Annotated in this window: 12 protein-coding genes; 8 read left to right on the forward strand and 4 right to left on the reverse strand. The window is 37.4% G+C overall.

The window, feature by feature from the left end; translation table 11 throughout:
- Positions 1 to 1,140 (forward strand): ABC transporter permease, encoded by a 1,140-nt coding sequence (locus GYY69_RS03760; protein ID WP_174796486.1) that lies wholly within the window; start codon positions 1 to 3, stop codon positions 1,138 to 1,140.
- A 356-nt stretch (positions 1,141 to 1,496) separates the two neighbouring features.
- Positions 1,497 to 1,988 carry a ribonuclease E activity regulator RraA gene (rraA, locus tag GYY69_RS03765; RefSeq protein ID WP_174796591.1) on the forward strand — a complete coding sequence of 164 codons (492 nt, stop codon included), beginning with the start codon at positions 1,497 to 1,499 and terminating at the stop codon, positions 1,986 to 1,988.
- A gap of 90 nt (positions 1,989 to 2,078) precedes the next feature.
- Here the strand turns inward: rraA and dprA are convergent, their stop codons facing one another.
- Entirely contained in the window at positions 2,079 to 3,185 is a 1,107-nt protein-coding gene (gene dprA / locus GYY69_RS03770; RefSeq protein ID WP_174796487.1) for a DNA-processing protein DprA, read from the reverse strand.
- 155 nt (positions 3,186 to 3,340) lie between these two features.
- On the opposite strand from dprA, the gene def reads away from it, so the two are divergent.
- Positions 3,341 to 3,853, forward strand: coding sequence for a peptide deformylase (def, locus tag GYY69_RS03775; RefSeq protein WP_174796488.1), 513 nt, complete (start codon positions 3,341 to 3,343; stop codon positions 3,851 to 3,853).
- Positions 3,854 to 3,897: 44 nt separating this feature from the next.
- Here def and grpE read toward each other — a convergent pair whose 3' ends face one another.
- Entirely contained in the window at positions 3,898 to 4,482 is a 585-nt protein-coding gene (gene grpE / locus GYY69_RS03780) for a nucleotide exchange factor GrpE (RefSeq protein WP_174796489.1), read from the reverse strand.
- A gap of 157 nt (positions 4,483 to 4,639) precedes the next feature.
- Between grpE and nadK the strand changes: the two genes are divergently transcribed.
- Complete coding sequence (gene nadK, locus GYY69_RS03785; RefSeq protein WP_174796490.1) at positions 4,640 to 5,518, forward strand: NAD(+) kinase; 879 nt, start codon at positions 4,640 to 4,642, stop codon at positions 5,516 to 5,518.
- A 55-nt stretch (positions 5,519 to 5,573) separates the two neighbouring features.
- Here nadK and GYY69_RS03790 read toward each other — a convergent pair whose 3' ends face one another.
- Together GYY69_RS03790 and argF are read right to left on the reverse strand one after the other, a co-directional pair.
- The gene (locus GYY69_RS03790; RefSeq protein ID WP_174796491.1) at positions 5,574 to 6,071 is read right to left on the reverse strand and encodes a phosphatidylglycerophosphatase A family protein; all 498 of its coding nucleotides are present in this window, start codon (positions 6,069 to 6,071) and stop codon (positions 5,574 to 5,576) included.
- Positions 6,072 to 6,169: 98 nt separating this feature from the next.
- On the reverse strand, positions 6,170 to 7,180 hold the full coding sequence (argF, locus tag GYY69_RS03795) for an ornithine carbamoyltransferase (protein ID WP_174796492.1): 1,011 nt from the start codon (positions 7,178 to 7,180) through the stop codon (positions 6,170 to 6,172).
- 270 nt (positions 7,181 to 7,450) lie between these two features.
- On the opposite strand from argF, the gene carA reads away from it, so the two are divergent.
- From carA to cas3f, 4 genes are all read left to right on the forward strand, one after another.
- Positions 7,451 to 8,608 (forward strand): glutamine-hydrolyzing carbamoyl-phosphate synthase small subunit, encoded by a 1,158-nt coding sequence (gene carA, locus GYY69_RS03800; protein WP_174796493.1) that lies wholly within the window; start codon positions 7,451 to 7,453, stop codon positions 8,606 to 8,608.
- 2 nt (positions 8,609 to 8,610) lie between these two features.
- Positions 8,611 to 11,823: a carbamoyl-phosphate synthase large subunit gene (gene carB / locus GYY69_RS03805; protein ID WP_174796494.1), complete on the forward strand. Its 3,213-nt coding sequence runs from the start codon at positions 8,611 to 8,613 to the stop codon at positions 11,821 to 11,823.
- Between the two features lie 168 nt (positions 11,824 to 11,991).
- The gene (cas1f, locus tag GYY69_RS03810) at positions 11,992 to 12,945 is read left to right on the forward strand and encodes a type I-F CRISPR-associated endonuclease Cas1f (RefSeq protein ID WP_174796495.1); all 954 of its coding nucleotides are present in this window, start codon (positions 11,992 to 11,994) and stop codon (positions 12,943 to 12,945) included.
- Positions 12,942 to 16,265, forward strand: coding sequence for a type I-F CRISPR-associated helicase Cas3f (gene cas3f / locus GYY69_RS03815; protein WP_174796496.1), 3,324 nt, complete (start codon positions 12,942 to 12,944; stop codon positions 16,263 to 16,265). Before cas1f ends, cas3f begins: the two co-directional genes overlap by 4 nt.
- Positions 16,266 to 16,398: the final 133 nt, after the last annotated feature.

Below are 16,398 nucleotides of genomic sequence, written 5' to 3' on the forward strand. Positions count from 1 at the left end.
ATGCTTAAAATATTTTGGTCTTCATTTATAAAAATATTTTTACTTTTATTAGTTAGACCAATGTGGTTGTTGCTACTATTGTCTGTCTCATTGATGAGTTTAGTTTACAGTAATGGCACTATTACCAGTTTGCCGGTTGCGATAATCGATCAAGATCATACGCCAACTAGCCGAAGTTTAATTCGTTCTTTAAATACCAGTTCAAAAATAGAGACCATTATATATGAGAGCTCTCTGCAAGCTTATGATGATATTAATAATCATCGACTTTTTGCGGTATTTACGATTCCAAGAGACTTTGAAAAGCGGTTATTAAATGGTGAAGAAGTGACCATACCTGCATATGGCGATGCTTCAAGTCGTTTAGCCAATGGTTTAATACAAGTCGATATAAAAGGGATCTATCAACAAATATTAACTCAATATAATACTCGGATAATGCGGAATAGTGGGTTTTCAGATAAACAGATCAATATTATTTTATCGCCAATAAATGGTCAAACTGAACCACTTTATAATCCTGGCGTCAGTTTTGCCGCTATTACCTTTCCGGGTTTATTAGTAATGTTATTGCAACACTCTTTTTTAATTGCTTCAACACGCACTAATATTACATTAAACTCGTTACCGCAAGGTAAACCACCTAAAATTGTCATATTGGGTAGCTTGTGTGGTCTTATACCGATCTGGTTATTTTTATCCATTGTACTATTTGGTTTATGGCCTTGGGTTCTTGGTTATCGACAGCTTGCAAATATACCTGAAATTCTAATTATGACATTTCCATTGTTACTTGGTGTGTTAGGCTTAAGTAAATTACTGACAGAGTGTTTACGTAAAACTGAAATGATTTATCTTACACTTGCATTTTTGACAACACCAGTGTTTTATCTATCAGGCACCATTTGGCCACTTGATGCCATGCCATTTGGGGTACAAATTGTTTCCAAAATGTTGCCATCAACTTGGGCAACTAATATGATTGCTGGTGTAAACCAAATGGGATTAGGCTTACTAGATAATTTATTTAATGTTTTTATGATTTTATTACTGGGGATCATATATGGTTCACTTGGCTTTTTTATTGCAGCATTACGGGACGGTCGAGTAAGACGATTCTTAAAAAGGTATCGAGCGTAAAACCAGAAAAGTAACATAATAAGTAAAACATAAAATGCAAAGATAATATAATGCTTTATATGTAAATACTTAATTTTGCCAATAAACCGTATGGCTATATTTGGAACGTGACCGATTTATACTAATGTTACTGCTATTTATTAAACATATTGATGCGGTTTTACAATTTAATAAATACAAAGACCGGATGCCTTTATTATTACAGATAGTCAAACTTGCTTTATTGACTAATTTACTTTATTGTTTGGGGATTATTTTGAGCTAGTTCACGTTTATTTAATTTTAATATCATTTTACTTAGTATTAGCGTTATACTAAACAAACTTACACACCTCACAGCAAAAGGAGACTTGATGATGGAGTTTGATACTTCAATTCTTTGCGATTATTACCCAGAAGATGTTAACGTAGTTGAACCGATATTTAGTAATTTTGGTGGCGTGACATCATTTTCAGGTCAAGCTGTAACAGTTAAATGTTTTGAAGATAACGGGTTACTATACGAAATTTTACAATCGGAAGGCTCAGGTAAAATTCTTGTCATTGATGGTGGTGGTTCTGTGCGTCGAGCATTAATTGACGCAGAGCTGATAGATATTGCCGTTCAAAATCAATGGGAAGGGATTATTGTCTATGGCGCCGTTCGCCAAGTTGATTATCTGGCCGAGGCCGACATTGGTATTCAAGCATTAGCCGCTATTCCGGTTGGCGCGGATGATCAGGGCGTTGGTGAAGTTGATATTCGTGTTAATTTTGGTGGCGTGACATTCTTTTCAGGTGATTTTGTCTATGCTGACAATACCGGTATTATCTTATCTGAAATTGCCCTCGAAATTGAAGATAAATAAACAAAGGTCTATACCGCCGGCGAGTATCGGCGGATTTTATACTTAAATGTCTACTTTCCTGAAACTATTTGACAAAAAAACACTCTGTTTTTAAACCACTCGATGACGAATATAACCACCGGTTACCGTTTTAATTAATCCCTCTAGCTCCATATCTAATAATTTGCTTGTCACTTCCGAAATTGACATATTCACTTGCTGAGCAATAATATCAATTGGAATAGGTTGGTGATGAATCACAGCAAAAATATCAGGGTATAAAATAGAATGACTTTGTTTTTCTTTCTGCTGATTATGCGAGCTATTTATCACTGATAAATAATTACAATAATGCTCTAAAATATCGGCTGGTTTAGAAACTAAGTAAGCCCCTTGTCTAATTAAATAATGCGTTCCGCTACAGTTTTCATTATTAATATCACCTGGCAAAGCAAATACATCGCGATTTTGTTCAAGAGCATAGCGGGCTGTAATTAAAGAGCCACTTTTTTCTGATGCTTCAACCACAAAGGTGCCCAAACTTAACCCGCTAATAATTCGGTTTCGACGAGGAAAGTAAGCCGATCTAGCTTTTTCAAATGGCAAAAATTCGGACACAATTGCACCATTTTTTGCCAAAATATCATTTGCTAAGTTTAAATTTGATCTTGGTGCAATCTTTGCTAAACCACTACCTAACACTGCAATTGTACGACCCGATGCCTCAAGTGCACCACGATGACAAATTGCATCTAATCCCAGTGCCAAACCACTAGTTATGGTTAAACCATTAATTGCTAATTCGCTTGCAAAATATCGCCCCCATTGAGCTCCATATTCACTAAATTCACGGCTTCCAACCATAGCCAGTTGAGGAGAATGTAATAACTGTCGATTACCTAAAACAAACAGTAACAAAGGCGGAGAGCAGATTTGTTTGAGCAACAACGGATAATCACTATCACAATAGGCAATAAGATGTTTTTGTGAGCTGGGAGAATCTAACCATTCAAGTATTGGCTCAAAATGAAGATATGAAGTTTCATAAAAACGCGCTAATTGAACATCTAATAAGCCCAGCTTATCTAACAAAAAAGTCACATTTTGTATTTTATCAGGTAAATCATTTGCAAAAAGTTGTCCAATTTTTTTAAAAATAGCTTGTTTGCCATGTCCAAGCATTGAAATTCGCAATAAGAACTCATATTTACTCATCATAACTTTTTGCACTCATTTTAAATAATTTAACTATCTTGAATTGATAAGATAAATACTAGCAATAGCCAACAAGGACTATTCATCAGTATGATAAATGTTTACAATGAGCAATTGATTGAATAAAACCGAAATTTGAGGAGTAGATCGAATAATTTATGGCTATTTTACCGGTATTACGTTTTCCTGATGAGCGGCTTCGCAAAGTTGCTAAACCTGTTACCCAGTTCACACCAGAGTTACAAACGATCATTGATAATATGATTGAAACCATGTACGACGAAAACGGTATTGGGCTTGCTGCAACCCAAGTTGATGTACATGAACAAATTATTGTTATTGATGTATCAGAAGATAAAAGCCAAGTTTATGTGATCATCAATCCTGAAGTCATCAGTCAAGAAGGTGAGACCGGTATAGAAGAAGGCTGCCTATCAGTGCCTGATTGTCGAGGTTTTGTACCAAGGGCTGAAAAAATCAAAATCAAAGCGCTTGATCGTCATGGTAATCCTTATGAAATTGACGCCGACGAGCTATTAGCTATCTGTATTCAGCACGAAATGGATCACTTAAAAGGTAAACTCTTTGTTGATTATCTTTCACCATTAAAACGTCAACGAATCGAGCAAAAAATGAAAAAGCTTACCCGCGAAGAGCAACGGAATAAATAAACTTAACCGCCAAAGTGGTTGGCGGTTAACTGATTTAAACTAAATTATTTAGCAACAATGACCATCGCAGGACGAATTAAACGACCATTTAAGGTATAACCTTTTTGAATGGTATTAACGATTTGACCTGATTGATGTTCTGGTGATTCAACCATGCTTATCGCTTGGTGTACATCAGGATTTAATTGTGAATCTTCGGTATTAATCACTTCAATACCAAATTTTTTGACCGTATCTAAGAATGATTTTAATGTCAATTCTAACCCTTCAACAGTAGCTTTATGTTCAGGATTAGCTTTGTCTGTCGATTCTAAAGCGCGTTCTAGATTATCAATAACCGGTAATAATTCATTAGAGAATTTTTCTAGTGCAAATTTTCGTGCTTTATCAACATCTTGCTCAACACGTTTACGAACATTATCAATTTCAGCCCGTGCACGAATCATAGCTTCGCTTTCATTTTTTTTCGCCAATTGTAAGGCTTGCTCAAGCTCTGCAATGCGTGCATCTTTTGCGCTTAATTGTTCTTCAAGATTTGGCTGTGACGCTATTTCTTGTTCGATGGTATCTTCTGCTGGTGTGTCAATGCTAGTTTCATTTTCTGACGTATTTTTATCTTGTTCTGTCATAAGGTACTCCAAATAATGTAGTCGAAAACTTAGTGAATAACGGTTATTATGGGGACAATTTTTATGATTACAAGCTTATCAGTACATTGATATGTAATTTTTTGACCTATCACGAAAAAATACATAGTGTTTATGTAACAAATTACAAGGATATTTTATGCAAACACCATTTAAATGCATTGGTCTAATTGGACTTCCGCGTAAGTTAGAAGCAATTGAAACCCATCAAGTGCTTTATGATTGGCTTGTTAAACTTGGTATTCGTGTGTTAGTGGAAGATCGCTTGGCGGAGCACATCCAATTCCCCGTTAGCCATTACGCCTCGTTAGAAACAATTGGCCAGCAAGCTGACCTAGCCATTGTTGTAGGGGGGGATGGCAATATGTTACGTTCCGCGCGTTATTTATCACCATATAAAATCAAAGTGATCGGTGTTAATCGTGGTAATTTAGGTTTTTTAACCGACATATCACACGAACAAGTGATTGAGCAATTAAGCCCGGTGATTGCCGGCAAATATGACGATGACCCTCGTTTTTTACTCGAAGTTTCTATTTATGATAACGGCAATTTAATTAATTCAAGTTTTGCCGTGAACGAAATTGTTGTGACCCCCAATACGGTTGCCCACATGATTGACTATGATGTGTACATTAATGAACGCAATGCGTTTTCACAGCGAGCTGATGGGCTGATTATTGCAACACCGACAGGCTCTACCGCTTATTCACTATCGGCGGGTGGGCCAATTTTAGCACCTCATTTAGACGCATTAATTATTACACCAATGTTTCCGCATTCATTAGCTGTCAGACCATTGGTCATCAAGGGCGATGTGCCTATTCATCTTAAATTTCCAACGACAGCACTTGATTTAAATATCGCTTGTGATAGCCAAATTATTTTACCGGTCAAACCAACACAAGATGTGATTATTCGCCGATCTTCGTATGAATTTAATTTGATTCATACCAAAGATTATGATTACTTTAATAATCTTTCAACCAAATTAGGTTGGTCACAAAAGATGTTTTAATCTTTTTTTGTCAAAAACTTTCAGGAAAGTATGCGTTTTAGTATAAAATTTCATTTTAAATAATCAATGTTATGGCATAAACGGTGAATGATGAAAAGATAGCTGCAATCACATCATCTACCATAATGCCAAATCCACCGGGTACACGTTTATCAAACCAGCGAATTGGCCAAGGTTTTGCCATGTCAAACACTCTAAATGCCACAAAAGCTATGGCAACCCACATAACTGAAAGTTGCGGAATAAAAAATAGGGTTATCCACATGCCGACAAATTCATCCCAAACGATATGCCCTGAATCGTGAGTATGTGTATCATCCGAGGTTTTTTGACAAATAAAACAACCAAAAATAAAAGTCACTAAAATAAATATCCAGTATAAAGCTGGCTGTAAACCATAAAACAAAAGCCATAACGGGATAGCCATTAATGAACCCATAGTTCCCGGCATAATCGGTGACATGCCGCTACCCAATCCTACTGCTAAGAAATGAATCGGATTAGTCAGTTTTAGGTATTTTTTAAAATCTTTATTTCGCTCTTGTTTAGTCATGATTCAATATTCTTTTAGATAAAATTATGCCGACATTACGTCGGCAAAAAGAAAGGTGCTTATTTTAGCAAAACACCTTTGTATTGATTGTGACAATATTATTCGTCTTTGGTTAATGTTGCAACCATTACCGCTTTAATGGTATGTAGCCTGTTTTCGGCTTCGTCAAATACAATACTATGCTCAGACTCAAATACACTATCTGTTACCTCAAGCCCATTGGTTAAGCCATATTGTGCTGCCATTTGTTTACCCACTGTCGTATTCATATCATGAAAAGCTGGTAAACAGTGCATAAATTTGACATTGGGATTATTGGTAAGTTTGATTACATTGTCATTCACTTGATAAGGCGTTAATAATTTAACTCGTTCATCCCAAACTTCCTTAGGCTCACCCATTGATACCCATACATCAGTATATAAAAAGTCGACGTCTTTAACGCCCAAAGTCACATCTTCAGTTAAAATAATTTTTGCACCTGTCATTTTGGCAATATCTTGGCACTTTTGCACAAGTTCGGCTTCCGGCTGACAAGCTTTTGGTGCAACTAATCGAATTTCCATCCCCACTAACGCTGCACCTTCCATTAATGAATTTCCCATATTATTCCGAGCATCGCCTAAATAGGCAAATTTAATACTGCTTAATGGGCGATCTCCTATATGCTCTTTCATTGTCATAAAATCGGCTAATATTTGGGTTGGATGTGCTTCGGTCGTTAAGCCATTCCAGACTGGCACACCTGCATATTTTGCTAACGTTTCAACAATTTCTTGACCATAACCACGATATTCAATTCCATCATACATTCGACCTAGCACGCGCGCGGTATCTGCAATTGACTCTTTATGCCCAATTTGGCTACCACTAGGTCCTAAATAAGTGACATTCGCACCTTGATCAAATGCACCAACCTCAAAAGCACAACGAGTACGGGTGGAGTCTTTCTCAAAAATTAACGCGATATTTTTACCAATTAAATGTTGTTGTTCTTGCCCTTGTTGTTTGGCTTGTTTTAATTCAATGGCAAGATTAATTAATTGATTGATTTCGGTAGAGGTGAAGTCGAGTAATCGTAAAAAATGACGCTGATAAAAACCGTGCATGATATTGCTCCTAATAACCGTAATTATTCAAAAGATTCTATTTGAATAATTATGCAAATTCAAGTTAAACATAATAATCATCCCAATTTTTTGTTTTTACGTTGAGAATGTCTCAAAAATTAGACATGACTATTAAAGTGATTTTTATAATATTGCTTTTTTTGTACAAAAAAGTGTAATAAAATGACCAATTATTGTATCTTTATAGATAAGTAAATTTGAATTTATATTCAAAAATATCGATAATTTATTCAAAAGGTCTTTTTTATCATGCAAACTTATGCCCTCCTTATGTTACAAGATGGTTCACAATTTATCGGAAAGTCAGTTGGTGCTGAGGGGCACACTGTTGGTGAAGTAGTATTTAACACCTCAATGACCGGCTATCAAGAAATCCTTACCGATCCCTCTTACTGTGAACAATTGGTTACACTGACCTATCCTCATATTGGTAATGTCGGAACAAATGATGATGATGCCGAATCCAGCCAAGTTTATGCAAAAGGATTGATTATTCGTGATTTGCCATTATTAGACAGCAATTACCGAAGCGAACTCGATCTTTCCAGCTATTTAAAAAAGCATAATGTTATTGCCATTGCCGATATTGATACGCGGCGCTTAACGCGTATTTTGCGTGAAAAAGGAGCACAGCATGGTGTTATCATAACATCAACGGATAAAAAGACCTTACTTGAAAAAGCCGAAATAGCCAAACAACAGGCAATAAATTTTAAAGGATTAAGTGGGCTTGATTTAGCTAAAGAAGTGACCTGTTCAACAAGTTATATTTGGACTCAAGGCATATGGACAAGGCAACAACAGCCCAATCCAATACCAGAAAACCAATTACCATATCATGTTGTTGCTTATGATTTTGGCGTAAAACGCAATATCCTGCGCATGTTAGTTGAGCGTGGTTGTAAATTAACTGTCGTACCAGCCAAAACGACAGCAGAAGAAGTCCTTGCATTAAAGCCAGATGGCATATTTTTATCTAATGGCCCAGGTGATCCAGCCCCTTGCCGTTATGCAATTGAGGCTATTAAGCAGTTTTTAAATACTGACATTCCTATCTTTGGCATCTGCTTAGGTCATCAACTTTTAGCGCTGGCATGTGGGGCAAAAACGATTAAAATGAAGTTTGGTCACCATGGCGGAAATCACCCCGTTAAAGATCTTGAAAATAATCGGGTGATGATCACCGCCCAAAATCATGGTTTTGCGGTAGATGAAACAAGTTTACCTGCTCATCTAAGAGCCACTCATAAATCACTATTTGATGGTTCACTGCAAGGTATTCATCACAATTACAAACCAGCTTTTAGTTTCCAAGGTCACCCAGAAGCCAGTCCAGGGCCACATGATGCCGCACCTCTTTTTGATCACTTTATTGAGTTAATTAAAATTTATAAGCAGGAGCAATAATTATGGCTAAGCGAACAGATATCAACAGTATATTAATTATTGGCGCAGGCCCAATTGTTATTGGTCAAGCATGTGAATTTGATTATTCGGGTGCACAGGCCTGTAAGGCGCTACGTGAAGAAGGCTATCGCGTTATTTTAGTTAACTCCAATCCTGCCACTATCATGACGGATCCTGAAATGGCTGATGCCACTTATATCGAGCCAATTCATTGGACATGTGTTCGCAAGATTATTGAACAAGAAAGACCCGATGCTATTTTACCGACTATGGGCGGGCAAACAGCGCTAAATTGTGCATTAGAGCTCGAAAAGCAAGGCGTATTAAAAGAGTTTAATGTCGAAATGATTGGCGCAACAGCCGATGCTATAGATAAAGCCGAAGATCGCAAACGGTTTGATGAGGCCATGAAAAAAATTGGCCTTGATACCGCACGATCGGGTATTGCGCATTCACTTAAAGAAGCTTATGCCGTTCTTGAGCAGGTTGGTTTTCCTTGCATTATTCGCCCGTCTTTTACCATGGGGGGAACAGGGGGGGGAATTGCGTATAATACAGAAGAATTTGAAGAAATCTGTACCCGTGGGCTCGATCTTTCACCGACTAATGAACTGCTCATTGATGAGTCATTAATAGGTTGGAAAGAGTACGAAATGGAAGTGGTGCGAGACAAAAATGATAACTGTATTATTGTTTGCTCAATTGAAAACTTCGATCCAATGGGCATTCACACCGGTGATTCAATTACCGTTGCGCCAGCACAAACCTTGACGGATAAAGAGTATCAAATCATGCGTAATGCATCAATTGCCGTACTGCGTGAAATTGGCGTTGAAACCGGTGGCTCCAATGTACAATTCTCGGTCGATCCTAAAACAGGGCGATTAATTGTTATTGAAATGAATCCGCGAGTATCACGTTCATCAGCGTTAGCTTCTAAAGCTACTGGCTTTCCAATTGCTAAAATCGCTGCTAAGTTGGCAGTTGGCTATACTCTTGATGAATTATCGAATGATATTACAGGCGGTAAAACACCTGCCTCATTTGAACCGTCAATTGATTATGTGGTCACTAAAATTCCACGCTTTAATTTTGAAAAGTTTGCCGGTTGTAACGATCGTTTAACCACGCAAATGAAATCGGTTGGTGAAGTCATGGCTATTGGACGTACCTTTCAAGAATCATTACAAAAAGCATTGCGAGGGCTTGAGGTTGGCGCTTCAGGATTTGATGCTAAAATTGATGATTATACCGATGAAAAAAATATCACCAAAATTCGTTATGAACTCCAAGAAGCAGGTTCCGATCGTATTTGGTATATTGCTGATGCCTTTAGGGCTGGATTGAGTTTAGATGAGATCTTTACATTAACCAATATAGATCGTTGGTTTTTAGTGCAAATTGAAGAGCTGGTTAATTTTGAAAACAAGCTAAAAGAGCAGTCACTTGCACAACTCGATCCAGAAACATTATGGCAATTAAAACGTAAAGGTTTTTCAGATTTACGCATTGCCAAACTACTTAATACCACCGAGCAATCGGTTCGCGATTTACGTTATCAATATCATATTCATCCCGTTTATAAACGGGTAGATACCTGTGCGGCCGAATTTGCAACGGATACTGCTTACCTTTATTCAACCTATGAGCAAGAGTGTGAAGCCAATCCTCAATTTAACCGTAAAAAAATTATGATCCTAGGTGGTGGTCCTAATCGAATTGGTCAAGGTATCGAGTTTGATTATTGCTGTGTGCATGCGGCATTAGCTCTGCGTGAGGATGGTTATGAAACCATTATGGTTAACTGTAACCCAGAAACTGTGTCAACCGATTATGATACTTCTGATCGCCTCTATTTTGAGCCAGTCACGCTTGAAGATGTGCTTGAGATTGCGCATGTTGAAAAGCCAAATGGTGTTATTGTGCAATATGGTGGACAAACACCGCTAAAACTCGCCCGTGCGCTTGAAGCAGCTGGGCTACCAATTATTGGTACCTCACCTGACGCTATCGATAAAGCCGAAGATCGCAAACGCTTTCAAGAAGTCGTCGATAAACTGAAATTAAAACAACCTGTCAACGCAACAGTGACTGATATTAATGAGGCAGTCATCAAAGCAGAAAAAATAGGTTATCCATTAGTGGTTAGACCTTCTTATGTATTAGGTGGTCGCGCAATGGAAATTGTTTATAATGAGCAAGATTTACGCCGTTATTTTAAAACAGCCGTAAGCGAATCGAATAATGCGCCTGTTTTACTCGATCACTTTTTAGATGATGCCATTGAAGTTGATATTGATGTGATTGCTGATGGCGAACAAATTGTGATTGGTGGCATTATGGAACATATTGAACAAGCAGGCATTCACTCTGGTGATTCCGCTTGCTCACTGCCAACTCACACCTTAAGTGCAGAGATTTTAGACAAACTACGACAGCAGGCCAAACAATTGGCACTTCAACTTAATGTAAAAGGCTTAATGAATGGACAATTTGCCATCAAAGATAACCAAATTTATCTGATTGAAATTAATCCTCGTGCAGCACGTACCGTACCGTTTGTCTCAAAAGCAACAGGTTTACCACTGGCTAAAATTGCCGCTCGCGTGATGATAGGGCAATCGCTTGCTAAGCAAAATATGACTAAAGAGGTGATTCCAGCTTATTATTCGGTAAAAGAAGTGGTATTGCCATTTAATAAATTCAGTGGTGTTGATCCAATCTTAGGTCCAGAAATGCGCTCAACGGGGGAAGTGATGGGAATCGGTAAAACCTTTGCTGAAGCCTTTGCTAAAGCGCAACTTGGTAGCCTATCGAATATGAAAAAATCAGGAAAAGCATTATTATCGGTTCGTGATCAAGATAAAAAAAGGCTGTTAGAAGTTGCTAAACGATTAATTGCGCATGGATTTAGTATTGACGCAACTATTGGTACGGCAAAAGTGTTACAACAAGCAGATATACCATGCCAAATTGTAAAAAAAGAAAAAGAAGGGCGACCAAATATTCATGACCATATAAAAAATGGCGAATATAGCTATATTCTTAATACCACCTCTGGACGAGCAGCTATTGAAGCCTCAAAAGTATTACGTCGAAGTGCCATTCAATATAAGGTACATTACGATACCACGATGAATGCTGCCTATGCCACAACTGCGGCACTTAATTACGATCCGGCACAAACTGTAACGCCATTACAGCAACTTTATTGATAAACAAAAAGACCAAGACGAGCAATGCTCGTCTTTAAAAACCCCTGCCATAATATAATTACTTTGTAATCACTCAATTGCTCGTAATAGATAATAAAATGCTCGTTTTTAATATAAAATAATGTTAATTTATTTGCTATATTTCAATTAATTTAATCAGTTATCATCATGGATATGATTCATTCTTCTGATCTAAAAACGATCATGCATTCCAAGCGAGCCAATATTTATTATTTAGAGCATTGTCGTGTTTTGGTTAATGGTGGACGAGTTGAGTATGTGACTGAGCAAGGTCAACAGTCGTTATATTGGAATATCCCAATAGCAAATACCACCTGTATTTTATTAGGTACGGGTACATCATTGACTCAAGCGGCAGTGCGAGAGCTTTCACGAGCAGGTGTTATGATTGGCTTTTGTGGCGGAGGCGGAACGCCCCTTTTTTCATCAACCGAATCTGAATTTGCCTGCCAGTTTTTCTCGCCACAAAGTGAATATCGTCCGACAGCATACCTACAAAGCTGGTGTCAATTTTGGTTTGATGACAAACGTCGATTACAAGCGGCTAAATTATTACAACAAACACGGCTTAATATTATTAGTGAGTGTTGGCCGCAATTTGATTGGGATGTTGATACAACGCAGTTAGCGCATATTCTTAATGATGCAACACAACAATTTACCGATGTTGATAATAGCCAAGCACTTTTAGCCGCAGAAGGGCGAATTAGCAAACGTCTTTATAGTATGGCAAATCAATTAACCTTACAAGATGACAAATTTAAACGAGAACAAGGCACACGAGGTAAGAGTTATGATCCCGCTAACCAATTTTTAGATCATGGTAACTATTTAGCCTATGGACTTGGCGCAACGGCTTGTTGGGTGTTAGGTCTTCCTCATGGGCTGGCTATTTTACACGGAAAAACTCGCCGGGGTGGATTGGTTTTTGATGCGGCAGATATTATTAAAGATGGCATTGTATTACCTCAGGCCTTTTTATCAGCCAAACAAGGCGATAGTGAAAAAGAATTTCGTATGGCATGTATTGCGCAATTTGCTCAATTAGGTGCACTTGATAGGATTATTGATACTTTAAAACAGATAGCAGATCAAATATGAATATTTTACTTGTCAGCCAATGCAAAAAGAATGCATTAACCGAAACGCGTCGCATTATTGATCAGTTCGCTGAGCGTTGTGGTGAACGAACATGGCAAAGCCCAATGACCGAAGCAGGGCTACAAACGCTTTATAAATTATTACGCAAAACTGCACGAAAAAATACTGCTGTTGCATGTTATTGGACACATGGTAAAAATTTAACTGATCTTTTGTGGATTGTGGGCGATCGCAGTCAGTTTAATCAAGAGGGACGAGTCCCAACTAATCGTACTAAACGTAATATTTTACGCAGTGACAGCGAAAATTGTTGGCAATATGCAACCACCATTCAATTAATTACAACCATAGCCGATCTACTTCATGATTTAGGTAAAGCAACGATTGGTTTTCAATCTAAATTACGAGCAGAAACGGTTGTGGCGGCTGATCCTTACCGACATGAATGGATTTCGTTACAATTATTTTTATTAATGATTCAAGACTGCACCACCAACGAAGCCTTATTTAATCGATTAGCGCATTTTACTGAATATCAACAACAGTATCCTAATTGGTACAAGCAGCTTACCAAAGTTGAAAAAAATGATCTTACGCAGTTACCATTATTGGCACAATGGATTGCGTGGCTCATTGTGTCGCATCATAGAATGCCGTTTTTACCGGATTCATTAACGGGGGATATTAAAAATTTACAGAAAATAGATTTTGATATATCTGGTTTAACTATCCGAAGTTTTTATAAAACATTTAAGGCAATTGATAAATGGGTTAAAAATAGTCATAGTCAACACACTTCACCCAACGATTTTTGGCAGCTTAAAAGCGATATTACCTTAAGTCAGCCTTGGCTGAAAAAACTAAGCCGTTATGCAGCCAAAGCTCTAAATCATGTTACCTTAATGCAATTGTCTAATATTGACGAGTTTTTATTACATATTTCGCGTTTAAGCTTAATGGTGGCTGATCATAACTACTCAAGTTTATCTTTAGCAAATGAAGAAGCCGAAAAAAATAAAGCAATCTTAATTGCCAATACCAATTACCTGAAAAAAGCGAAGCAACGTTTAGATGATCATTTAATCGGTGTTGCTAATTTTTCAGCCCGCTTTGCTCGTTTATTACCTAAAATAATCACTGAATTACCAGCAATTAATCAGCATAAACCCTTTACCAAACGGACAAGTGTAAAACGATTTCAATGGCAAAATCATGCTTTTGATTTAGCAAAAAGTTATCAACAACTATCTGATGAATGTGGCTTTTTTGGTGTTAACATGGCATCGACTGGCTGTGGTAAAACCTTAGCCAATGGGCGGATTATGTATGCGCTTTCAAATCCAAAACGGGGCGTACGTTTTACCATTGCATTGGGATTACGTGTTTTAACGTTGCAAACAGGTAAAGCATTAAGAGAAAGATTACACTTAAGTGATGAACATCTGGCGATTTTAGTTGGTGGGCGAGCCACAAAAACCTTGTTTGAACTGAGTAGTGAAGACATTGAACAAAACGATTCTCAAAAAAAATCAGAAAACCAAGGTAGTGAATCTATCGAATCGTTACTTGATGAATATATTGATGTAGCAGAAAGTGGTATTGCTGATTGTGAATTAGGTACTATTATCGAAGACAGTAAAGCACGGCAATTACTTTATGCGCCTATTGTGACATGTACAATTGACCATATTATTCAAGCTAGCGAATGTAGCCGAGGCGGTAAATATATTGCACCAACGTTAAGATTATTAACCTCAGATTTGATTTTAGATGAACCTGATGATTTTGATCAACACGACTTGCCAGCACTAGCGCGTTTAGTCCATTTAGCTGGATTGTTTGGGAGCAAAGTACTACTGTCATCGGCGACCTTAACGCCAGATTTAATTGCCGGATTATTTGATGCTTACCAAGCAGGACGAAAAATTTGGAATCAAAATAACCAATATGTCGATAATACCATTATATGTGGTTGGTTTGATGAATATGAACAGTCGATATCACAAATTGCTGATACTAAAACGTTTAGCGATCACCATCAACAATTTGTAGCAATGCGCATTCATCAATTAGCACAAAGTGCAATCCGCCGTAAAGGGCATATTTTGGATCTACTAAATTACCAAGAAAATAAAACAGAGAATCAAAAATTCAATTATGGTGTGCTAGCTAAACAATTATTAGATCAAGCTTATCAATTTCACCAAGATCATCATCAAATTGATAAAAAATCACAAAAAAAGGTAAGTATCGGTTTAATGCGTTTTGCCCATACAGAAGATGTTATTTTACTCACAGAACAAATTTATGCACAAAAGAAGTTACCTAATGATACCGCTTTTCATATCGTGGTCTATCATGCTCGGCAACTGCTGTTATTGCGTAGCCAATTAGAAGAAAAACTCGATAGAATTTTAAATCGCAGTGATGAACAAGCACTATTTAGCCAACCCGAAATTCTCCAAGCGATAAAAAGTAGCAATAAAGAAAACCATATTTTTATTGTGATAGGCACACCAGTCACCGAAGTCGGGCGCGATCACGATTATGATTGGGCAATTGTAGAACCCTCATCCATGCGATCTATTATTCAGTTAGTTGGACGGGTATGGCGTCACCGACCACAAAAAATTGCACAAAAGGCCAATGTGGCCATATTAGGATCGAATTTAAAAGCAATTGAATCTAAATATCGTACGGATCAAGCCTGTTTTTCTAAACCAGGATTTGAAGAAGAGCCATTATTCTTGCTGAAAACCCATAAAACAAATGAACTAATTCCTGGGCATCAGTTAGTAAATATTGATGCGGTTCCACGTATTAAGTCTTGCCCTGAAGATGGACTAACGCTAGCTGAATTAGAACATAAGGTCATGGCAGATCTGTTTGCGATTAATGCCCGTAAAAGTAATTATGTGACCAGCTATTGGCAACAAGGTTTAGCTCATCACCATTGTGTGCATTTACAGGCGATTTCACCATTTAGAGGGAATGATGAGACACAAGATGAATATATTTGCCAACTTGACGATGATGGAAATTACCAATTTAGCTATGCAGATATTGCATGGCAAACGCCAGATGACAGCTGTAAAGATACCCAAAATAGTATAATTGAATATAAAAACTGGTCACTTGCTAATCCTAGCATCCAACCTTGGCTAATTAATAGTGTCGAGCAAGCCATAGCAAAAATAGCCGAATATTTCCCAAATAAAACGCCATATCGATTAGCGAATGAATTTTGTAGCGTAAACTTATATCGTAATTACAGTTGGTATTTTCATCCTTACTTTGGATTTTATAAAAAGCAAGGATAAAAGAATCTTGTTTTTATACTGAGACACATAGTTACCTGAAATTTTTTGACAAAATATCGTCAGGTGAATAATGGTTGCTAGTAAAAGTGAGGTAATTCTTTTATACTCTGAATGGACAGCCGTATAGGTTGCT

This window comes from Gilliamella sp. ESL0250, from assembly GCF_013345045.1.
GTDB lineage: Bacteria > Pseudomonadota > Gammaproteobacteria > Enterobacterales > Orbaceae > Gilliamella > Gilliamella apicola_H.